Origin of the sequence: Pectobacterium carotovorum, from assembly GCA_016415585.1 — a bacterium.
GTDB lineage: Bacteria > Pseudomonadota > Gammaproteobacteria > Enterobacterales > Enterobacteriaceae > Pectobacterium > Pectobacterium carotovorum_K.
Window position 1 is genome coordinate 605,030 of record CP066552.1, and the last position, 20,430, is coordinate 625,459.

20 protein-coding genes and 1 pseudogene are annotated in these 20,430 nt (G+C 53.0%); 8 read left to right on the top strand and 13 right to left on the bottom strand.

What is annotated here, in order from left to right; genetic code table 11:
• Window positions 1–16 precede the first annotated feature (16 nt).
• The 5 genes from JFY74_02730 to rhaB all read right to left on the bottom strand — a co-directional run bounded on the left by JFY74_02730 (window position 17) and on the right by rhaB (window position 6,057).
• Window positions 17–1,594 (bottom strand): MCP four helix bundle domain-containing protein, encoded by a 1,578-nt coding sequence (locus JFY74_02730; protein ID QQG29001.1) that lies wholly within the window; start codon window positions 1,592–1,594, stop codon window positions 17–19.
• Window positions 1,595–2,054: 460 nt separating this feature from the next.
• Window positions 2,055–2,369: an L-rhamnose mutarotase gene (rhaM, locus tag JFY74_02735; protein ID QQG29002.1), complete on the bottom strand. Its 315-nt coding sequence runs from the start codon at window positions 2,367–2,369 to the stop codon at window positions 2,055–2,057.
• A gap of 109 nt (window positions 2,370–2,478) precedes the next feature.
• Window positions 2,479–3,303: a rhamnulose-1-phosphate aldolase gene (gene rhaD / locus JFY74_02740; protein QQG29003.1), complete on the bottom strand. Its 825-nt coding sequence runs from the start codon at window positions 3,301–3,303 to the stop codon at window positions 2,479–2,481.
• 4 nt (window positions 3,304–3,307) lie between these two features.
• Window positions 3,308–4,570: an L-rhamnose isomerase gene (locus tag JFY74_02745; protein ID QQG29004.1), complete on the bottom strand. Its 1,263-nt coding sequence runs from the start codon at window positions 4,568–4,570 to the stop codon at window positions 3,308–3,310.
• On the bottom strand, window positions 4,567–6,057 hold the full coding sequence (gene rhaB, locus JFY74_02750; protein QQG29005.1) for a rhamnulokinase: 1,491 nt from the start codon (window positions 6,055–6,057) through the stop codon (window positions 4,567–4,569). Before rhaB ends, JFY74_02745 begins: the two co-directional genes overlap by 4 nt.
• Before the next feature lie 336 nt (window positions 6,058–6,393).
• Between rhaB and rhaS the strand changes: the two genes are divergently transcribed.
• Entirely contained in the window at window positions 6,394–7,233 is an 840-nt protein-coding gene (gene rhaS / locus JFY74_02755) for an HTH-type transcriptional activator RhaS (GenBank protein QQG29006.1), read from the top strand.
• A gap of 24 nt (window positions 7,234–7,257) precedes the next feature.
• Entirely contained in the window at window positions 7,258–8,112 is an 855-nt protein-coding gene (locus tag JFY74_02760; protein ID QQG29007.1) for a helix-turn-helix domain-containing protein, read from the top strand.
• Window positions 8,113–8,154: 42 nt separating this feature from the next.
• Here the strand turns inward: JFY74_02760 and JFY74_02765 are convergent, their stop codons facing one another.
• The 6 genes from JFY74_02765 to JFY74_02790 all read right to left on the bottom strand — a co-directional run bounded on the left by JFY74_02765 (window position 8,155) and on the right by JFY74_02790 (window position 13,845).
• The gene (locus JFY74_02765; GenBank protein QQG29008.1) at window positions 8,155–8,409 is read right to left on the bottom strand and encodes a Txe/YoeB family addiction module toxin; all 255 of its coding nucleotides are present in this window, start codon (window positions 8,407–8,409) and stop codon (window positions 8,155–8,157) included.
• Window positions 8,406–8,657: a YoeB-YefM toxin-antitoxin system antitoxin YefM gene (yefM, locus tag JFY74_02770; GenBank protein ID QQG29009.1), complete on the bottom strand. Its 252-nt coding sequence runs from the start codon at window positions 8,655–8,657 to the stop codon at window positions 8,406–8,408. Before yefM ends, JFY74_02765 begins: the two co-directional genes overlap by 4 nt.
• Before the next feature lie 75 nt (window positions 8,658–8,732).
• A complete protein-coding gene (locus tag JFY74_02775; GenBank protein ID QQG29010.1) occupies window positions 8,733–10,439 on the bottom strand; it encodes an ABC transporter ATP-binding protein in 1,707 nt (568 codons plus the stop codon).
• Window positions 10,436–11,302 (bottom strand): ABC transporter permease, encoded by an 867-nt coding sequence (locus tag JFY74_02780; GenBank protein ID QQG29011.1) that lies wholly within the window; start codon window positions 11,300–11,302, stop codon window positions 10,436–10,438. The genes JFY74_02775 and JFY74_02780 overlap by 4 nt, the downstream gene beginning before the upstream one ends.
• A complete protein-coding gene (locus JFY74_02785) occupies window positions 11,295–12,254 on the bottom strand; it encodes an ABC transporter permease (protein QQG29012.1) in 960 nt (319 codons plus the stop codon). The genes JFY74_02780 and JFY74_02785 overlap by 8 nt, the downstream gene beginning before the upstream one ends.
• Entirely contained in the window at window positions 12,232–13,845 is a 1,614-nt protein-coding gene (locus JFY74_02790; GenBank protein ID QQG29013.1) for an ABC transporter substrate-binding protein, read from the bottom strand. Before JFY74_02790 ends, JFY74_02785 begins: the two co-directional genes overlap by 23 nt.
• Window positions 13,846–14,117: 272 nt before the next feature.
• Between JFY74_02790 and JFY74_02795 the strand changes: the two genes are divergently transcribed.
• Window positions 14,118–14,579, top strand: coding sequence for an MEKHLA domain-containing protein (locus JFY74_02795; protein ID QQG29014.1), 462 nt, complete (start codon window positions 14,118–14,120; stop codon window positions 14,577–14,579).
• 313 nt (window positions 14,580–14,892) lie between these two features.
• Complete coding sequence (locus JFY74_02800; GenBank protein ID QQG29015.1) at window positions 14,893–15,507, top strand: YagU family protein; 615 nt, start codon at window positions 14,893–14,895, stop codon at window positions 15,505–15,507.
• A gap of 208 nt (window positions 15,508–15,715) precedes the next feature.
• Here the strand turns inward: JFY74_02800 and JFY74_02805 are convergent, their stop codons facing one another.
• Entirely contained in the window at window positions 15,716–16,195 is a 480-nt protein-coding gene (locus JFY74_02805) for a DUF4265 domain-containing protein (GenBank protein ID QQG30429.1), read from the bottom strand.
• Between JFY74_02805 and JFY74_02810 the strand changes: the two are divergent.
• Window positions 16,138–16,738 (top strand): annotated as a pseudogene (locus JFY74_02810) (tyrosine-type recombinase/integrase). The gene JFY74_02805 and the pseudogene JFY74_02810 overlap by 58 nt on opposite strands.
• Window positions 16,739–16,840: 102 nt before the next feature.
• Here the strand turns inward: JFY74_02810 and JFY74_02815 are convergent.
• Window positions 16,841–17,395 (bottom strand): TetR/AcrR family transcriptional regulator, encoded by a 555-nt coding sequence (locus JFY74_02815; protein ID QQG29016.1) that lies wholly within the window; start codon window positions 17,393–17,395, stop codon window positions 16,841–16,843.
• Between the two features lie 132 nt (window positions 17,396–17,527).
• Between JFY74_02815 and JFY74_02820 the strand changes: the two genes are divergently transcribed.
• From JFY74_02820 to JFY74_02830, 3 genes are all read left to right on the top strand, one after another.
• Window positions 17,528–18,619, top strand: coding sequence for an alkene reductase (locus JFY74_02820; protein QQG29017.1), 1,092 nt, complete (start codon window positions 17,528–17,530; stop codon window positions 18,617–18,619).
• A 75-nt stretch (window positions 18,620–18,694) separates the two neighbouring features.
• Window positions 18,695–19,477, top strand: a complete 783-nt coding sequence (locus tag JFY74_02825) for an SDR family oxidoreductase (protein ID QQG29018.1) — start codon at window positions 18,695–18,697, stop codon at window positions 19,475–19,477.
• A 132-nt stretch (window positions 19,478–19,609) separates the two neighbouring features.
• Window positions 19,610–20,428 carry an oxidoreductase gene (locus JFY74_02830; GenBank protein ID QQG29019.1) on the top strand — a complete coding sequence of 273 codons (819 nt, stop codon included), beginning with the start codon at window positions 19,610–19,612 and terminating at the stop codon, window positions 20,426–20,428.
• The last annotated feature ends 2 nt before the right edge of the window (window positions 20,429–20,430 follow it).

A 20,430-nucleotide genomic window follows, 5' to 3' on the forward strand; every position in this document is an offset into this window, starting at 1 on the left:
ACGGGGCAGAGGGGAATTAATGAATTCTCAGCACGTGGTCTTGGTTAACTTTGAAGAAACGAACGGCATCGCGTAGCTGTTCGCCCTGCTCTGTCATGGCGTGCGCCGCCGTGGCGGATTCTTCAACCAGTGCGGCATTCTGCTGGGTGACCCGATCCATCTGTTCTACTGCCACGCTGATCTCTTTGATGCCGATATGCTGCTCGTTGGAGGCCTGAGAAATCTCCGCCACGATGTCCGTCACCTTTTTCACCGACAGCACAATTTCCGACATCGCCTGGCTGGCTTTGTCTGCCCGCGCGGAGCCGTCAGTAATTTTCTCAACGGTGCCTTCGATCAGCGTCTTGATCTCTTTAGCCGCGTTGGCGCTCTTCTGTGCCAGCGTCCGGACTTCGCCCGCTACGACGGCAAAGCCTTTCCCTTCGCTTCCTGCTCTGGCCGCTTCTACTGCGGCGTTCAGGGCAAGGATATTGGTCTGGAAGGCAATGCCTTCGATCACGGCGATAATGTCGACGATCTTCTGTGAACTGTCGGAGATCTCATGCATACGTTTGAGCATGTCGTCCACGATAAGCCCACCCTGAGACGCGGTTTCCGAGGTTTGCTGCGCCAACTGGCTCGCTTCTTTGGCGTTATCCGCGTTCTGGCGCACGGTGTGCGTCAGTTGCTGCATATTGGCCGATGCCTGAATCAGTGAAGCCGCCTGCTCTTCGGTACGCTGCGACAGGTCGCTGTTGCCCTGAGCAATCTCACTGGACGCCAGCGAGATGGATTCACTGCCGTTCATGATGGTATGCACGATGCTCATCAACTGCTGGTTCATGTAGTTGATGGAGGCCAGCAGGCTGCTGTTGTCCCCCTGACGTAGCTGGATTTGCGCCGTCAAATTGCCGGAGGCAATCTCAGCCATGATTTCTTGCGCGTAATGCGGGTCGCCGCCGAGCTGGCGCGAAATATTACGTGAGATAAGGGTGGCGATAACGGCGGTCGTCAGCAGAGCGAGTAGCAGCAATCCCCAGACATAGTATTGTGAGGCGCGGTATGTCGTTTCGGCGCTGTCTACGATGTCTTTTGTGGTCGCGACTTCCATTTCGACCAGTTTCGCCAGATCCTTCATCAGTTGACCGCGATACTTGCCGGAGCTTGCACCGCTGATCTTGCTGGCTTCTGCCAGATCGCCCCGATTGACGATATCAATCAGTGTGGCATTAACTGAATTGAACGCTGAGAAGTTTTCGCCAATCACCTTGATCAGCGCTTTTTTATCCTCAGTGCTGGCAACCGCTTGATAGTTCTTAAACGCAGCAAGGAAGGCATCGGCGTTTTGCAGTAATTCTTTGCGGTGGCCTTCGCGCTCCTCGGGGGTTTTAGAATCGATATACTGAATTTGCTGCAAACGCGTTTCAGACAGTGCACCGCGCATTTCCAGACTATATCGCACGCCGGGCAGGCTGCTGCTGCTTAATTCATCAATACGGCTATTATTAACGCTAAGCTGGAGTAGTGAAACTACACCTAATAACAACATCATGGCTATCAGGACGGAAAAACCGAGTAATAACTTGGAAAGTACTGTGAGTTGAGAGAATTTCATCGCTATTCTTATTGATTATAGAGAGAAGGTAGTAGTGATAACGGCAAATAAAATAAGATCTTTATAATGTGTAATTCGATAAAGTGGTGCGGGCAAATAAACAGAATTTAATAATAACCAAATTGATTATGTCGAGACTAAACTCTGTTTTATTTCAATGTGACAACGGATTGTGGTGATGGGTTGTTTTTGAAGGGAGGGTTGTTAATCATTGTTTTAATAAATGTTTTTATTTTTAATGTGAAAAATAAAGCATTCACAAACAGAGGAAATAAAATGTGACTGCCATCAATAATTAATAAATACTTATGTGTTTAATAAAAATAATGATTATATGTAACGGAATCCATTAATTAAATGACAAATTATTTCTTTCTTCTGTCCTCAGTAATCTTTCTTATGCCTTCAAAATAATGTTACAGCGGTAATCCTTGATTATATTACCGCCGCATGATTCTCCTCAGTCCAGATAGAACACGGGTTCCAGCGCATCGCTGACCGGGCTGTTATCAGGGTTGGAGGGCATGATATCGCCCATGTGTTTCCACCAGCGCTGGCAGACATCCGTTTGTGCAATCGCTTCCCAGCGTGCTTCGGACTCGACCTCGACATAGCCAAACAGCAGATTGCGCTGTTTATCCAGAAAAATGCTGTAGTGGTGCGCACCGTGGTTCTTTAGCACCTCGGCCAGTTCCGGCCAGATAGGATTGTGGCGACGCTGATATTCATCGTGGCAGTCAGGAAAAACCGACATCACAAAAGCCTTACGCAACATGGATGAATCCCCCGTAGTCATTGGCAGAACGCCACGGCGGTGATGCCGTGGCGAGTTGAGGCTGAAGCTAATGCTATACGCATTACACGCACTGCATGCGTTACACGACCTACACGCGCAACGCGGCTTCCAGTGGCGTGACGCCGAAACGTTTACCTAGGGCGATCAGCTCTTCGGTCGAGATCGTCTGCTTCTTACCGCCCATCGATCTCACTTTCACCATCACTTCAGCGGATTTCTCTGCGGTATCGATCAGGCCGAAGGCTTCATCCAGCGTTGGGCCGGTGCCGAAGATGCCGTGGAAGGGCCACAGCACCAGCGAATGACGCTTCATTTGTTCGGAAGTGGCATCGCCAATGGCATCGGTGCCCGGCACCATCCACGGCACAATCCCCACGCCGTCTGGGAAAACGACCAGACACTCCGTGCTGCCTTCCCACAGTTCACGCGTGAACTTAGCGGTATCCAGCTCCAGCACATAGCTCAGGGCGATCAGGTTGGTCGCGTGGCAGTGCATGATGACGCGGTCGCGCCCGTGGGTCACGCCCATACGCACAATGTGCGACTGGAAATGCGAGGCCAGTTCAGACGTTGGCAGGCCGCCGTTGGTCAGCCCCCAGAAAATGCGATAGCCTTTGCCGTCGCTATCGACCTGCAACACCACCAGTGAATCAGCCGGATCCAACTGCACGTTGCGGAAGAATTTGCCGGAGCCGGTGACGATGAACCAGCAGTCTGCCAGCGCAGGCATCGGCTGTGATAACGCCTCATGGCGCGGCTGCGGGTAGAAATCGCTTTCATAAGGCGTCACATCCTCAGCCGTCAGGCGCAGGCTGACGTTACCGCCGTTACGTTCGTCCCAGCCTTTGAGCCACATGTCGCTGGTGGCTTTAATCATTCCCTGTACAAACCAGGAAGAGAGAATTGCTTGCATAATCTTACCCTTGACGTTGAGTGAGGATGGTTTCTTCATACTGACGCACCTGTTGCAGCCATTCGCTGCCCGGGATGACGTCATGACGCTGGCAGTAGTGTTCCCACACGGCCTGCCACGGCAGTGATTTTTGTTCTTCCAGCAGAGCCAGACGTGCGGTGTAATCGCCGTTTTGTTCCAGTGTGCGCAGCGTTTCTGTCGGTTCCAGCAGCGCGCGCAGCAGGGCTTTCTTCATATTGCGGGTGCCGATGACCCAGGCGGCGATGCGGTTGATTGAGGCATCAAAGAAATCGAGCCCGATATGCACGCGGTTGAGCAGTTTATGGCGCACTATTTCGTGGGCGATAGCCTGCGTTTCGTCGTCCAACAACACCACATGGTCGCTGTCCCAGCGTACCGGGCGGCTGACGTGCAGCAGCAGGCGTGGAACGTACAGAATCGCGCTGGAGATCTTGTCGGAAATCACTTCGGTTGGGTGGAAGTGTCCGGCATCCAGACAGAGCGCGGTGCCGCGACTGGTCGCGTAGCCGAGGCAGAATTCGCTGGAGCCGACGGTAAAGCTTTCTGCGCCGATCCCGAACAGCTTACTTTCCACCGCGTCGATATGGTGTGCCTGATCGAGCGGCTCGGCGATGACCTCATCCAGTGAGCTGAGCAGTCGCTGGCGGAATGCCAGACGATCGATGGTCAAATCTTTCATGCCGTCCGGCACCCAGATGTTCATGACGGACGGCGTGCCGAGTTCACGCCCAAAGTAGGCGGAAATCCGGCGGCTGGCCTGACAGTGTTCAATCCAGAAGCGGCGGACTTTTTCGTCCGGGTGTGATAGGGTAAAACCGTCCGCGCTCAGCGGGTGAGAAAAGCAGGTCGGGTTAAAATCCAGCCCGAGCTTGTGGTGCTTGGCCCATTCAACCCAGGTGCTGAAATGCTCGGGGGCAATCTCGTTACGGGCGACGGGCTGCGCGGATTCCAGATAGATGGCGTGCAGGTTCAGCCGCTTGGGGCCGGGGATCAGCGCAAAGGCCTGTTCCAGATCGGCACGCAGTTCATCTGGCGTGCTCGCTTTACCGGGGTAGTTGCCAGTGGCCTGAATGCCGCCGGTCAACGGTCCGCCGGTGTTCTCGAATCCGGCTACATCGTCGCCCTGCCAGCAGTGCATTGACACCGGAATCTGGTCGAGCTTTTCCAGCACTGCCTCTACGTCAACATTTAGGCTGGCATAACGTGCTTTTGCCAACTGCCAGGCAGCTTCAATTGGTGTGCTCATTGCGTTGTCTCCTTTTTGCCCTGTGGGGCGGTTTCTGGCTGGCTGAGCGCCTGAAAACGACGCCAGTGCCCGGCAAAATCACTCTCCGCACGCGGGGTATAGCGATGCAGAGGGAAGTTATGAGTCAGCATGTGCCGGAAGGCGGCAAGGTCGGCAACGGCGCCCAGCGCCATCAGTTGGCAGCCGATATTGCCAAGCGTCGAGGCCTCGACCGGACCGGCCAGAACCGGAATCTGGCACACATCGGCGCACAGCTGGTTCAGGAAGGCGTTCTGGCTGCCGCCGCCGACAATATGCAACTGGTGGATTGGCGCATGGCGCAGTTCGCCGAGTTCCAGTACCACCTGCCGATAGAGCAGCGCGAGGCTGTCGAAGATGCAGCGTGCCAGTTCGGCATCGCTATGGGGCACAGGCTGGTTGTGCTCACGGCAATAGTCGCGGATCGCTTGATGCATGGATGGCGGATTGATAAAGCGATCGTCATTGGGGTTAATCAGGCTGGCGAAGGCGGGCACGGCGGCGGCGGACTGAATCAGCGCGCCTAAATCCTTGATATTACGCTCCTGACAAACGCGTTGTAGCAGCCACAGACCCATGATGTTTTTTAGCACCCGATAGGTGCCGTCTACGCCGCCTTCGTTGGTGATATTGGCGGCCAGCGCCTGCGGGCTATTAAACGGCGTGTCGCTCTCGATGCCCATTAGCGACCAGGTGCCGGAACTGAGGTAGGCGCTGTCGCGGCTCAGCAACGGTGCGCCGACTACCGCGCTGGCGGTATCGTGCGTGGCGACAGCGGTAACGGGAATGTGTCGTCCGCTCGGCGCTGTCCAGTTCCCGACGGCGTGCCCCGGCTGTACCGGATCGCTCAACCAGCGGCGCGGGATGCCCAGATACTCCAGCAGTTCGCTGTCCCAGCTTTTCTTTTCCAGATTAAGCAGTTGGGTCGTGCTGGCGTTGGTGTATTCGCAGACGACATTCCCCGTGAGGCGATAGTGAAAATAGTCGGGGATCATCAGCAGGTGTGCCACCTGATCCAGATCGTCAGAGGGCGCATCGCCTAGCGCTTTAAGCTGGTACAGCGTATTAAACGGCAGGAACTGAATGCCGGTACGCTGATAGATAGCTTCACGCCCCAGTTCTGCGGTAACCGCGGCCATTACGCCGTCGGTGCGGTGGTCGCGATAGGAATATGGCAGGCCGACACGCTGCCCGCTTTTATCGAGTAGCACGTAGTCCACGCCCCAACTGTCGATCCCGATGCTATCGGGGGCGATACCCATGGCATCGATTTGGTGTAATCCGGTGAGGATGTCGCCTTCCAGCGCGGCCAGATCCCACTGATGATGGTTGTCCTGAAACACCAGCGTATTGCTGAAACGGTGAATTTCTTTCAGCGTCAAATGCTGCGTTGCGGTGTGCAAGGTTGCCAGCATGACCCGACCACTGGATGCACCTAAATCCACCGCCACGATATTCTTCACCGCCATAGCCGCACTCCTTACTTGTTGGATGTGTTGCAGTGTAAGGAGCGGTAGCAGAAGCCACCTTCCTATGAGTGCCATCAACAACAAGCGGCTGGCAAAATGACAAAGCTGACCGTGAAAGGGCTCACAATCTGGGAAATTATTTAGGGAATAACCATGAAAAAACCAGGGAAAAGGCGGTGTGATCCTTACCACACTTCAATCAATTAGGCGGTGCGATCTTAAAAAAAGAGCAGCCAGATGGCGTGCGGGTGACGGTATTTCAAGGCTGGTTTTGTGGCTTATGGCTACCCTTTTTCAAAGGCCGCATTTTTGCCAGAGGCTGAATGGAGAACTGAAATGACGTTACTTCGTGGTGATGATTTTTTTACTTCGCGTGCCGTAACGGTTGCGGTGGAGCCGCGTACCCCACAAGCGGCGTTTCCTGAGCACTATCATGATTTCTGGGAAATTGTGCTGGTGGAGCAGGGCGCTGGCGTCCATGTGTTTAACGATCAGCCCTATGCACTGTGCAGCGGTTCGGTATTCTTCGTTCGTGATAACGATCGGCATCTGTTTGAAGACGTGGAAGGGCTGTGTCTGACCAACATGTTGTACCGCTCGCCGCGCGGATTCCGCTTCCTTTCCGATATCGCCGCCTTTTTGCCGTATGGCCCGAACGGTGAGTGGCAGGGGCAATGGCAGGTGAATGCGGCGGGGATGCAGCAGTTGAAACAGTCGATGAACAGTCTGGCGGAGTTGGCACAGAGCGATGCGCCAGAAGCGATTGCCGCCAGTGAGAGCCTGTTTCTGCATATTCTGGTGCAACTGCGCCAGCACTGCTTCCAGACGCAGGCCAACGGCCCCGAGCGTCAGGGGGTACAGGCGCTGCTGGGCTGGCTGCAAAACAACTATAGCGAAGAGGTCAACTGGGGCAGCCTGGCCGATCAGTTCTCGTTGCCGCTGCGTACGCTGCACCGTCAGCTCAAACAACACACCGGTATGACGCCACAACGCTATCTGAATCGGTTAAGATTACTGGAGGCTCGTCGGCGGTTGCAGCAGAGTGATGATTCCATCACCACTATCGCGCACGCCTGTGGATTTAGCGACAGTAATCACTTCTCGACGCAATTCCGCAAGGCATTCTCGCAGGCGCCTAAATCACTGCGCCATCAGGCGTTTTCTCGTGAAGAGTAGGTAACGGCAACTGCGGGTGAGGGAATGGCGACAGCAATACGGGGTTTGAAATTACAGACTGAAGACTATTTCCTCACCGACAAGAATGCCGTGATGGTTGCCGAACGACACCCACAGCCCGTGTTTCCGCTGCATCATCATGATTTTGATGAACTCGTCATCGTCTGGCGTGGCAATGGTCTGCACCTCTGGAACGATGTGCCGTACCGCATTACTCGCGGTGATATGTTCTATGTCTCTGCAAACGATCGCCACAGCTATGAATCCGTCCACGAGCTTGAGCTGGACAACATTCTCTATATTCGCAATCGCCTGACGTTATCCGCCGACTGGCAAGCGTTACTGCCGAGTGGGGAGCTTCCACAAAGCCAGCGCCACTGGTGTTTAGGCTCGGAAGGCATGGATACCCTCCGCGAGAAGGTGGACGCGCTGAGGCAGGAGTGCATGAAATCGGATGCGCTGTCGCTGCAATTGAGTGAAGCGCTGCTGTTGCAGATTGCGCTGCTGGCGGCGCGCTATCGCCACACGCCGGATAGTCCGCAATTGGCCGATGCGCACCAGTTGGATATGTTGATGAATGCGCTGCGTGCAAGCATCGCGGCACCGTTCCGCTTTGAAGCCTTCTGCGAACAGCACCACTTTAGCGCCCGCAGTTTGCGTTCGCGCTTTAAAGAGCAAACCGGCATGAGCGTGCCGCATTACCTGCGCCAGCTGCGGCTCTGTAAGGCGATGGAGCTGCTGCGTTATGACCTGCAAACCATCGGCGACGTTGCCGCGCTGTGTGGCTTTGAGGACAGTAACTACTTCTCTGTGGTGTTCCATCAGGCGTTCGGCGTTTCGCCCAGCGCTTATCGACAGCGCTTCCTGAATGTGGAGTGATTGTGCTTTTTTAGCGATTAAGTGTGATGGATCAATGAAGGGTTAATAGTGGTAGCGGCAGGCAGCGATCATCATGGCGTCATTGGTGATGGCATAAACCAGACGATGTTCTTCGGTGATGCGGCGCGACCAGAAACCTGCAAGGTTATGTTTAAGTGGCTCTGGTTTTCCTTTTCCTTCAAAAGGTGTTCTGCGCGTTTCTTTTATTAATTCATTGATCTTTTTGACCATCCGCTTATCGATGTCCTGCCAGTACAGATAGTCTTCCCATGCTTCTTCTGACCAGATTAGCTTCACTCAATGATATCTCTTTCTTCGCCATTGCCAGCCTTAAGGCTCTCGATTGAATTCATCAGTCTTTTTGCATTGGCGGGTGAACGCAGTAAATACGCGGTTTCCTCTAGAGAGTTATACTCTTCCAGAGACATAAGCACGCAGGCTTCACCATTCTGTCGAGTGATAAGAATAGGAGCACGGTCTTCGACCGTTTTCATCATGGTCGCCGATAGATTTTGTCGGGCTTCACTGTAGCTAATTGTACGCATCTGTACCTCCTGATATGTACTTATCATTGTACAATGTCGCTGTGTTTTTAACCACCCAATCTTTCTTCAACATCCCTATTCCGCCACCGTCGAGAGCAACAGGCACGTGTAAGGATGCTGCGGCTGATTGAAGATCTGTTCGACCGGCCCGGTTTCTACGATATCCCCGTCCTTCATGACCGCGATGCGGTGGCTCATGTGCTGTACCACGCCCAGATCGTGGGAGATGAACAGCATCGTCAGGCCCAGTTGGCGCTGCAACGCCACCAGTAAATCCAACACCTGCGCCTGTGTAGTGACATCCAGTGCCGATACCGGCTCGTCACAGATCAGGATTTCAGGATCTGAGGCCAGCGCCTGTGCGATGGAGACGCGCTGGCGTTGACCGCCGGACAGCGCCGTAGGGCGTCGGGTCAGCAGATCGGGCGTCAAGCCGACATACTCCAGCAGCGTCAAAATGCGTCGCTGTTTCTCATCGTCGCTCAAATCGCGGCGCAAGCGCAGCGGCTGGTTCAGAATCTGGGCGACGGTAAATTGCGGATCGAACGAACTGAGCGGATCCTGCGTAATCGTCTGAATACGTGCGCGCAGCGGTCGGCGTTCGCGTTCCGTTAACGTGCTCCAGGCATGGTCCGCGAGTCGGACTTCCCCGCTGTCCGGCTTTTGCAATGCCAAAATGACTTTGCCCAGCGTGGTTTTACCTGAGCCGGATTCCCCGACGATACCCAGAGTTTCGCCGCGCTTGATCTGGAGAGAAACCTGATTGACGGCCTGCATCCGGCTGCCGTCCGGACGCTTGAACGACACCGCAATGCGATCCGCCGTCAGGGCTATCGCGTCGGTGTTGGCGTGATTCGCTGCCAGAGACGCCGCTGATGGTGCAATACCGCTCTGTAACGGATCGACACCGGCTAGCCACTTTCCTCGCGTAGATGCAGTCGGGATCGCCGCCAGCAGCTTGCGGGTGTAGGGATGCGTCGGCGCTGACAGGAGCTGCCGCGCCTCACCGCCTTCTACCAGCGCGCCGTGCTGCATGACAATGACGCGATCTGCGACGTCCGCGACGACGGCAAGATCGTGAGTGATCAGCAGAACACCGTGCCCCGCCTGTGCCAAGGCGGTGAAGACTTTCAGCACCTGCTTTTGCACCGTGGCATCCAGCGCGGTGGTGGGTTCATCGGCAATCAGCAACTGTGGGCCGGCTGCCAGCGCGGAGGCAATAAGCGCGCGTTGACGCAGGCCGCCGGACAGCTCATGCGGATACTGCGCCGCACGATTCTCAGGATCGGGAATGCCTGCCTTCGTCAGGAGTTCGGCGACGCGGGCGGGAATTTGCTCGCGGGGCAACAGGCGATGGGTCAGAATCGGCTCGGCAACTTCCTGACCGATTTTGCGCAGCGGGTCGAGAGACACCAGCGCATCCTGCAAAACAAAGCCAATTTCACGGCCGCGAATCACCCGCCAGTCGCGATCGGTCAGATAGCGTAAATCGCACAGGCTGCCATCATGGCGCGTGAGTTCAATCGCGTTTGCCTGTACGTCAACGCCTTCACCGGATAAACCTACCAGTGTGCGGGCGGTGACGGATTTTCCTGAACCCGATTCGCCGACCAGCGCCAGAATTTCTCCGGCATTCACCTGAAAAGAGAGGTTTTTAACCGAACGAACAGGGCCGAAAGGGCTGGGAAACGTGACACTCAGGTTCTCTACACGTAGCAGCGGCGTCTTCGCTGGTGCATCTGAAGACGAATGAGAGGAGTGAGGGAGTGTGTTCAGGCTCATCGTGCCTCTCCTTTTGCCAAAATAGCCTGTAAACGACGCCCCAGCAGCGTGATGGAAATTACCGACAGCGCGACGACGCTAGCGGGCAGCAGGCTGACCCACGGCGCAATATCAAGGAAGTTACGCCCATCGGCCAGTAGCGCGCCCCATTCGGCGGTCGGCGGAACGACGCCCAATCCCAAAAAGCTCAGCGCCGAGGCGGACAGCACCGCGTGGCCGACGCCAATGGTGGCGACAATCAACAGCGGACGCAGCGTATTGGGAATGATATGGCGAAAAACGATATACAGTGGGTGCTCGCCCAGCGCAATCGCATGCTCAACATAGCCGGATAATCTGACTTGCAGCACCTGAGAACGGATCAAACGTGCATAACCCGCAATCCCCGCCAGACCGACGGCCAGCATGGTGTTTTCCGGGCCGCGTCCTAGTACGGCGATCACCAGCAGCGCCAGCAACAGATCGGGAAACGCCAGCATGATGTCTAGCAGGCGTACCAGAATCTGACGGATACGCAGCGGTGCGAGCACCGAGAGCGTACCAAACAGCACGCCGCCGAAGCAGGCGATCAGCATCGCGCCGACGCCAATACCCAGCGACAGCGAGGTGCCGTGAACGATGCGGGAAAAAATGTCGCGCCCCAGCTGATCGGTGCCGAACCAATAAGTGCTATTCGGCGACTGGAATACCGCCCCCATATCCATTTCATCGGCGGTGCGGCTGGTAAACAGCGAAGGGAAAAAGACCGCTAGCGCCAGCAGGAAAACGATAGCGGCAGGCAGCAGCGTCGCCGTGCTCAGCCACGGGTTGCGATAGGTTTTTCTTGATGGTGTCTGCGTGAAGGGCATTGGTTCACTACTCATGGGCGCTCGCCTTCTTGCGTAAACGGGGATCGATGAGGAGATACAGCGCATCCACCAGCAGATTGATGACGACGAACAGGAACGCGGACAGCATGACGACGCCGAGCACCAGCGGCATGTCGCGGTTTTCAATCGCACTCAGCGTGACCTGCCCGATACCCGCGCGGCCAAAGACGGTTTCGGTCAGCACGGAGCCGCCGAGTACGCTTGCCAGCAAGGTGCCGGTCAGCGTTGAGGCGGCCAGCGCCGCGTGGCGCAAACCGTGACGGAAACGCAGCCGGATTTCGCTGACGCCGCGCGTGCGTACAGTGAGCGAGAACGGCTGGGAGAGCGCATCTTCCAAACCGTCGCGCAGTACCTGACTTAGAATGGCGGCAATCGGCAAGCCCAGGGTGATAACCGGTAACACCAGCGACATAAAACCGTCGTTGCCAGTGACAGGAAACCATTGCAGGCGAAAACTGAACAGGCTTAATAGCACGATACCAATCCAGTAGACCGGTGTGCTAAGCAGCGTTAGCTCCAGCCACGATACGCTGGTACGCAGCGCACCATAGCGGCCTGCGGTGAGCAGCGCGCTGGTAATTGCGAGGAGCAGAGCCAGAATCAGGCCACCGAGCGCCAGCGGCAGGGTTTCATGCATTGCATCACTAATCACGCTGCCGACTGGCAGACGATAGAGATAGCTGACGCCAAAATCGCCCTGTAGCGCCTGTCCACAGTAGCGCAGATATTGCACCCACAGCGGCTGATCGAGCCCAAATTGTTTGATGAGTACGGCGCGATAGGCTTCATCCACCACGTTATCGCCGCCGCTGAGAATAGCGACGGGATCGCCGGGGATCAGTTTGACGGCAATAAACGTCAATGTGGCTGCGCCCCAGAGCACAGCCAGAATGGTGAGTAGACGTTTACCTAGCGCGTACAGATTAACGTTTAATCCAGACATCATAGAAGTTCGGTTTTGCGTTGGTGGCCCAGCTTATGCCCTGTACCTGTTTGGACAGGCCGAGTTGGTAGGCTGGAACATACAGCGGAACAACATACGCCTGATCGATGACCTCACGCTGTATTTCGCTGTAGAGCTGTTTACGTTCCGCGTCACCCGCGCCAATGGCTTTTCTCAGTTTACCGTCCAGCACGCTGATGCGAGTAAAGCCGTTACCGTTCGGTGGCGCATAGGCAGAATCGAACACGGTACGCAGAATATCTGGCTCTGCACGCACGAAGAAGTTAGAGGCGATATCGTACTCGTTGGCATTGGTGCGTGTGGTGAATTCACCCGCATCAACTGGCGTCAGTTTGACTTCGAAGCCTGCCTGCTTCACCTGATATTGCACCGCCTGGAACAGCGCGACATCTGCGGCTTCAACGTTGGTTGAGGCGTAAACGAAGCTGACGCTCAGGCGCTTGCCTTCTTTAGTACGGAAGCCTTCGCCGTCTTTCTGTTTCCAGCCTGCGTTATCCAGCAGTTCGTTGGCTTTTTTCACATCAAAGCCCCAGCGGGACGCGACGCTCGGATCGTAGTGCAACGTGGCCGGGCCGAGAACGTTATCGGCGGCTTTCAGCGTACCGAAGAAGGCAACCTTCACTGCCGCGTTGGTGTCTACCGCGCTCTGGAATGCCTTACGCACCGCGACATCCTGGAAAGGGCCTTTGGTGGTGTTGAGATAGAGTACGCGGTTAACGCCCGGGTTCTCATAGGTAATTACTTCCAGCTTTGGATTGCGCTTCACCGTCGGGAAATTGGCAGGCGGCACGGCGTCAATGGCCTGAATCTGGCCGCTGCTCAGTGCGCCAAGGCGAACCGACGCTTCTGGCAGATATTTGAACACCAGACCATCCAGATAGGCTGGGCCAGTGTGCTTGGCATAACCTGGGCCCCAGTTGTAATCAGGGCGCTTCGTCAGCTTGCTGCCGCTGCCTTTCACAAAGGAATCAAGAATAAACGGACCAGAACCCACGACGGTGGTGCTGGTGTTTGGTGTTTTCTTCAGGTACGTCGGCGATTGAATGCCCAGATACGGCAGGCTCAGGCCCTGTAACAGCGCCGCAAACGGTGAGCTGTAGTGGAGCACAATTGTATAGTCATCCGGCGTTGAGATCTTGTCGATAGGACCTAACAGCGATTTCGCGTAGCTGGAGGTGGTTTTCGGATCGAGAATACGCTCAATGTTGTATTTCACCGCTTCCGCATCCAGCTTGGTGCCGTCGCTGAACGTCACGTCCTTGCGCAGGTGGAAAGTGTACTCGGTGTTGTTGTCGTTAATTTTCCAGCTTTCCGCCAACCAGGGCGTAAAGCGGTTATCTTCCGCCTGTCCTACCAGTGAATCCACCACGTTACGAGCAATCAGCGCCGTTACGCCATAGGCCGTAATGTGCGGGTCGATGATCGGCGTATCGCTACCCAGACCTACGTTCAGAATACCACCGGATACCGGTTTTTCACCGCTTTGTGCAGCGTAAGCACCGGGATTGAGTGCGAAAAGCAGCGTGAGTAATCCTGCTGCGAGAGTCGTAACTTGCGGGTGATTTTTTTCCATTCCCTGTGTCCTTTACGATGACATGAGGCCATACACGGCGGTCTTTTCGCTACTCTAGAGAGCGGTCTTATGCATGTAAAAGAATAAAAATTGATTTTCAATTCCATAAAAATATATATACGAAAGGCTTTTGCTTGCATTGATGACTAAGGCTTTCTTTGAAATCTGAGTGATGATGTTGGCTTTTATTACTACCATTGATCGGTGTGCCTGTTGATACGCTTCAGCTTCTGGGGAGTAATCCACGCTTACGAAACCTTTAAGGAGCGATTATGTTACTCACATTGCTTGAGAAGATGGATTCGTGTTACCTGGCTCAGAGTGGTTCCCTATTACCTTCCCCCGCTGATCTTGCCAATCGCTTTGCGCTCGCCTGCTTTGGATGCACCGAAGCAGAAATGCTGGCACTGCCTTCACGATTGAGTACTGAGACCGCTTTGCAGCCAGCCCGGCAGAAGTTTCTTGAAAATGTGTCTCAGCAAGGGATTGTCTATGGCTACAGCGGAGTTCGAGTCAGAAAAAATGACCAGACGTTTCCGATTTATGGCGGCGTAGTCTGGCAGCTACATCATCAGGATGGGACAGCATGGGGAATGGCGGCAAGAGCATCAGCGTCCGGATTGGTTCAGGCAAAATTAAGGAAGGGTAAGACGGGAGTCTGGGGTGAGGTTTGCTGGATTCCTGCATCCCATCAATCCATGTTGCAGGCTGAATATCAGTATGGTGCAGCGTGAAATTATGAGTTACTTAACTGTTAGTATTTTACATAAAAATAACCGAAATGTTTTTATTGGAGGATTATTATTCGTTTTTATCGGAGGAAATATACATTTAGGACACGTTATAGAATCTGGTTTTTCAATTATTGAGTAAAAATTTTACAAAAAATAAACGCATGATTTCTTATTTTTATTTTTATAAAATTTAAAACTGCGTTCCTAATAACAAAATATACTAGAGAGATTTTTCGATATATCAATTAACCTCTTTATAAGTACGTGATGTCTATGTAAGACTATAACCTTTAATGGTTAGATTGGTAAAAAAATGAACTTTTTTGAACAAACACCTCCCTCTCGGAGACGCTATGGCTTAGCTGCTTTTATTGGTTTGATTGCTGGTATTGTTTCATCTTTTGTTAAGTGGGGTGCAGAAAATCCGCTTCCTCCACGTAGCCCTACTGATATGTTTAGTAGTGCTTGCGTCCCTGAATCACTGATTAGAGCTGCTGAGCAAATTGACTGCTCTCGTAATTTTCTTAACCCACCCTACATCTTTTTACGCGATTGGCTTGGGGTTGTTGACCCTAATGCGGCGGTTTATACCTTTGCCGGCCACGTATTCAATTGGGTTGGTGTAACGCACATTATTTTCTCTATTGTTTTCGCTGTAGGTTACTGCGTTGTTGCAGAAGTATTTCCTAAAATAAAATTATGGCAAGGTCTGTTGGCTGGTGCGCTGGCTCAATTATTTGTCCATATGATTTCATTCCCATTAATGGGTCTTACGCCGTCTCTTTTTGTTCTCCCTTGGTATGAACATGTATCAGAGATCGTGGGGCACCTGATTTGGTTCTGGTCTATTGAAATTATTCGCCGTGATTTACGTAATCGTATGACTCGCGAACCGGATCCTGAAATTCCGTTGAATGCTGCACGATAAGCTGCGATTTTATTTTAGACAATGTGAAAGAGTGCGATGCTTATTGTTTAAGTGTCGCACTATTAATGAATCGTGAAAAAATTAGCCGTAAACATTGAAATCCATTCTAGAACACCTTGAGGATCTCTCTGGGCGTTGTTACTTTTCTGGAAAAACGCCGCTGATCTTAACCATGAACGCTTTCACTTGAGGGCTGGCCGGCGGGTGCTTAACTATCCAGCCACCAGTTTAAAAGCGTTTCGTCTTCATCGTCATCGATGTTCTTATAAATGTTCGCGAAGTACCATTGAACCCCTGTTTTTTCGCGGAAGGCATCGAAAACGTCGGCAATCTTATCCATCCCATTTCTGGCAGGAACGGCCAACGTCAAGTTTCCTTGATATACACTGTCTAAGGTTCCATTTAATTGGCTAACCACATCATGCTCTAAACGGGTAATGTCTTCGGGGGGAAGATAATCGGCATAGATGTGAATGCAAAAATTACCGCCTCTTTGCAACACTTCAGGATGGGCATGTTTATCGTTAATTCGGAAGATATCCCCACGCGCTAAATTTAACGCAAGGCCGGGAGAAGACAGCAATTCGTAAGTGTCCTTCTCGATTTCTCGGACAGGCAGCACTTCAAAGGTTGGCTCATCGTTATCTGCTACGTAAAGACTCCGGCTTGAAAAGACAGCTTCAGATATCTCATATCTAGGGGATTCGAATCAGACTTGAACTGGAAGGCAAAACGCGCGATCTAGCACTGTTCAATATGGTTTTAGATAGTAAACTTCGGGACTGTGATCTGGTAAAACTCAAAGTATCAGATGTTGCATATGGGAGTTCTGTTTCGAGTAGGACAACGGTGTTACAACAGAAAATCGGTATCCCTGTCCAATTTGAGATAACCAAAGGGAGTAGAGAAGCAGTTGCAGCGCTAATAAAGCTGAGCAATTTGCACAGTAAAGACCACTTGTTCCAATCTCGGGTCGGTTCTTGCCAACACATTTCAACCCAGCAATACAACCGTATCTTTCATGGATGGATAGAAAAGCTTGGTCTCGAAGATTCGCTGTACAGCACACATTCCATGAGAAGAACAAAACCTTACCTGATATACAAGAAGACCAAGAATTTCAGGGTGATCCAACTTCTGGTTAGGTCATAAGAAACTGGAAAGCACAGTCCGTTATCTGGGCATTGAAGTCGATGATGCGTTAGAGGTCTCTGAGTCGATTGAAGTCTAAGGCTGTCAGGGCAGCAACAGCAGCCCTGTGCCAGAAGCGGACGTGGATACTTTATTAAATGCACTGCTCAAAAAAATTCCTGTTATCCAGCAAATTCAATCCTTACGTGCATCCCTGACTGAGAAGACGTGTGCGGCAAACATCCAGAATCTCATCTGCCAGAGCGGAATCATCAGGGCAGGCACGAGATAGCACCAGGGCGCCAACAAGATGTGCAATGGTGTCGATGAGTTCAGCACGCGTTCCGCTTTCAGCACTATTTTCATTTGCTAAAATGGTCAGCTGATTTTCAATCCCAGCCGCAAATGTCGCTTTTATCGACTCAGACTGACGGGCTGTATCGGTACCCAGTGCCGACATCACACAACCTTTTCCCATATCATCGCGATGTTGCCGCGAGAGGTAGTATTTAACAAAATTTTCCCGGTCCACACCTACCGTGCTTTCTGCAGATCGCGTAAAACCGCAGCTCATCGCCTCTGCCATCAGGTCGGCCTTAGAGCCAAAGTGCTTGTAGAACCCGCCGTGGGTTAAGCCTGCCGCTGACATCAGTTCCGCGACGCCCACACCATCGTAGCCGCGCTCACGAAAAAGTTCTGAGGCCGTTTCAACAATGCGGATTCGGTTTTCCCGAACCTGCTCTTTCGACACTTTCATGTTTTTCAATCCTCTCAAAATATAGGGCTAAGTATACATTGATGATGGTCATAATCAAATTGATTGACTTTTTAGATTACGATCATCATCATTGTTGTGTGCTTTCATTAACCACCGACTAGGAAAAACAACATGACGAATCAGCAACTATTTCAACCTTACAATCTGGGGCCAATTACGCTTGCCAACCATATTGTAATGGCACCACTGACGCGTAACCGGGCAGGAGCAGGTTTGGTACCCGGCGAACTGGCGGCGACATATTACGCACAGCGTGCCACTGCGGGATTGTTGATTACTGAGGCTACACAGATCTCCCCACAGGCGCAGGGCTATCAGGATACGCCGGGGGTCTACACGCAGGCTCAGATCGATGGCTGGCGCAAAGTGACTGACGCCGTGCATGCCAAAGGTGGGCGCATATTTGTACAGCTGTGGCACGTGGGACGGATCTCTCATGTTGATTTACAGCCTGGTGGCGCTGCGCCGGTCGCACCGTCTGCCATCCGTGCCGAGACGAAGACCTTTGTGAACAACGGATTTGCTGATGTCTCTGAGCCACGTGCGCTGGAGTTGCAGGAAATACAGGGAATTATCGACGATTTCAGGAAGGCATCTGCCAATGCCATTGCTGCCGGGTTTGATGGCGTAGAGATCCACGGCGCAAATGGTTATCTGCTGGAACAGTTCCTTAAAGACGGTGCCAATCAGCGTACCGATGAGTATGGCGGCTCTGTCGAGAACCGCGCGCGCCTGCTGTTAGAAGTCACTGCGGCTGTTAAAGAAGAGATTGGTGCTGACCGCACGGGGGTGCGCATTTCGCCGGTTTCCCCTGTTAATGCGATTTCGTGCAGCGATCCGCAGCCGCAATATGACTACGTCGCTGATCAACTTAATGCATTAGGTATCGTGTACCTTCATGTGGTTGAAGGCGCGACGGGCGGTCTGCGTGATGCATCTCCGTTCGATTACGACTCCCTGCGCCGGCGTTTTAAAAACACCTACATCGGCAACAACGGCTATGATCTGCCGCTGGCGACCACTCAGCTTGCGGAAGGCAAAGCCGATCTGTTCGCATTCGGTCGTCCGTTCATCTCCAACCCTGATCTGGTCGAAAGGCTGAAGACTGGCGCGCCTCTGGCATCACTCAATCCTGAAACACTTTATGGCGGTGGCGCTGCGGGATATACCGATTACCCGTCGCTTACTGAGACCAAAAAGTAGAACAACAGGTGTCACAGCTATACACACGTCGCACATTGCGAATTCTGTTTACATATTGATAAAGAAGATCAACTTATGACTAAAGCTTCAGTTCTTATTACAGGTGCATCCACGGGTATTGGTGCTGTTTACGCTGAACGGTTCGCCCGCCGGGGCCACGACCTAGTTCTGGTCGCACGCGACAAAGCAAAGTTAGAAACGCTTGCCGATCGTCTGCGACAGGAAAATGGCATTTCTGTTGATGTTTTGCCTGCTGACCTCACGCAAACGAGTGATTTAGCCGTGGTCGAAGCTCGCCTGTGTGAAGACGCGCAAATTGGCATTCTTATCAACAACGCGGGTATCGCACAGTCCGGCAGTTTTACAGAGCAGACGCCTGATTCAATAGAAAGCCTTATCGCGCTTAACGTCACTGCCCTGACGAGACTTGCCAGTGCGGTGGCACCACGATTTGTAAAAGCCGGAGAAGGCTCGATCGTCAACATCAGTTCCATCGTCGGACTCGCTCCGGAATTTGCCATGACGGTTTACGGCGCAACTAAAGCCTTTGTTCTTTTCCTGTCTCAGGGAATGAACGTCGAGCTGTCATCTAAGGGCATTTATGTCCAGGCGGTGCTCCCTGCCGGCACTTACACGGAAATCTGGGACCGTGCGGGTATCGATATCAGTAACTCGGCAAAATTCATGGAAGTGGGCGAGTTAGTGGATGCAGCGCTGGTGGGCTTTGATCGCCGTGAACTCGTCACCATCCCGCCTTTACATAATGCAGCCCGCTGGGACACCTTAGATGCTTCGCGTCAGGCTCTGCTTTCCGACATCAAACAAGATGAAGCCGCAGAGCGGTATAAAGCACTGTAGTCAATGGGTTGTACTCTGCAGAACGGTCTTTTGGCTGTTCTGCAGAGAGGTAAATCCGACATAAATCCCTCACAGCGTGTCGTTTCATCTTTGATGAGAAACCTCGAATACATCATGAAGGCCTAATTCAGCATGACAAAAAAACGTGTAGCACTGGTTACAGGCGCTTCCTCAGGTATCGGCGAAGCGTCTGCCCGTAAACTTTTAGCCGCGGGGTATAGGGTATATGGCACCAGCAGGCGTGGCGCTCAGGCAGAAAAGCATCTGTTTCCGTTATTGACGCTGGATGTGACGGATGACGCTTCTGTCGTGGCCGCCATTGAGGAGTTGCTGCGCCTGGAGGGGCGGATCGATGTTCTGGTGAATAATGCGGGCTTCGGGGTCACGCCGGCGGCGGCAGAAGAAAGTTCTATCGAACAGGCCAAGAGCATTTTTGATACCAACTTCCTGGGCATAGTCAGGTTGTCGCGGGCAGTGATCCCTCACATGCGCCGTCAGGGCAGCGGGCGCATCATCAATATCGGTTCGATACTCGGGGTCGTTCCGTTGCCGTATGTGGCACTTTATGCTGCCAGTAAGCATGCGGTCGAAGGGTATACGGGAGCACTGGATCATGAACTGCGCACGCAGGGCATCAGAGTGTCTGTCGTCGAACCTGCTTACATGAAAACACAGTTTGAAAACAATAATATAGAGCCGGATGCCAAGCTTGAAGAGTATGACCTCATCCGGGCTAAGCTGGATAAAGTGGTTAGCAAGGCAATGGCCGAAGCGGAAAGTCCGGAGGTGGTGGCTGACGTGGTGGTTAAAGCGGCTCAGACTTCACGTCCAAAGGTGCGCTATACGGCGGGAAAGCTGGCAGGTCAATTGAACTTTATTCTCAGATTCGCCCCTGCCTCATTCCTGGATAAGGTGGTGCGAAAAAGTCTTCAGTTAGATGCGAAAGAATAAAA

What these genes read in the sequence shown, in the direction of transcription:
- JFY74_02780 (QQG29011.1), bottom strand. Translation starts at nt 11,302, where the DNA reads ATGAGTAGTGAACCAATGCCCTTCACGCAGACACCATCAAGAAAAACC.
- JFY74_02775 (QQG29010.1), bottom strand. Translation starts at nt 10,439, where the DNA reads ATGAGCCTGAACACACTCCCTCACTCCTCTCATTCGTCTTCAGATGCA.
- JFY74_02825 (QQG29018.1), top strand. Translation starts at nt 18,695, where the DNA reads ATGACTAAAGCTTCAGTTCTTATTACAGGTGCATCCACGGGTATTGGT.
- JFY74_02760 (QQG29007.1), top strand. Translation starts at nt 7,258, where the DNA reads ATGGCGACAGCAATACGGGGTTTGAAATTACAGACTGAAGACTATTTC.
- JFY74_02790 (QQG29013.1), bottom strand. Translation starts at nt 13,845, where the DNA reads ATGGAAAAAAATCACCCGCAAGTTACGACTCTCGCAGCAGGATTACTC.
- JFY74_02795 (QQG29014.1), top strand. Translation starts at nt 14,118, where the DNA reads ATGTTACTCACATTGCTTGAGAAGATGGATTCGTGTTACCTGGCTCAG.
- rhaD (QQG29003.1), bottom strand. Translation starts at nt 3,303, where the DNA reads ATGCAAGCAATTCTCTCTTCCTGGTTTGTACAGGGAATGATTAAAGCC.
- JFY74_02830 (QQG29019.1), top strand. Translation starts at nt 19,610, where the DNA reads ATGACAAAAAAACGTGTAGCACTGGTTACAGGCGCTTCCTCAGGTATC.
- JFY74_02815 (QQG29016.1), bottom strand. Translation starts at nt 17,395, where the DNA reads ATGAAAGTGTCGAAAGAGCAGGTTCGGGAAAACCGAATCCGCATTGTT.
- rhaB (QQG29005.1), bottom strand. Translation starts at nt 6,057, where the DNA reads ATGGCGGTGAAGAATATCGTGGCGGTGGATTTAGGTGCATCCAGTGGT.
- JFY74_02730 (QQG29001.1), bottom strand. Translation starts at nt 1,594, where the DNA reads ATGAAATTCTCTCAACTCACAGTACTTTCCAAGTTATTACTCGGTTTT.
- JFY74_02820 (QQG29017.1), top strand. Translation starts at nt 17,528, where the DNA reads ATGACGAATCAGCAACTATTTCAACCTTACAATCTGGGGCCAATTACG.
- rhaM (QQG29002.1), bottom strand. Translation starts at nt 2,369, where the DNA reads ATGTTGCGTAAGGCTTTTGTGATGTCGGTTTTTCCTGACTGCCACGAT.
- JFY74_02800 (QQG29015.1), top strand. Translation starts at nt 14,893, where the DNA reads ATGAACTTTTTTGAACAAACACCTCCCTCTCGGAGACGCTATGGCTTA.
- JFY74_02785 (QQG29012.1), bottom strand. Translation starts at nt 12,254, where the DNA reads ATGATGTCTGGATTAAACGTTAATCTGTACGCGCTAGGTAAACGTCTA.
- rhaS (QQG29006.1), top strand. Translation starts at nt 6,394, where the DNA reads ATGACGTTACTTCGTGGTGATGATTTTTTTACTTCGCGTGCCGTAACG.
- JFY74_02745 (QQG29004.1), bottom strand. Translation starts at nt 4,570, where the DNA reads ATGAGCACACCAATTGAAGCTGCCTGGCAGTTGGCAAAAGCACGTTAT.
- yefM (QQG29009.1), bottom strand. Translation starts at nt 8,657, where the DNA reads ATGCGTACAATTAGCTACAGTGAAGCCCGACAAAATCTATCGGCGACC.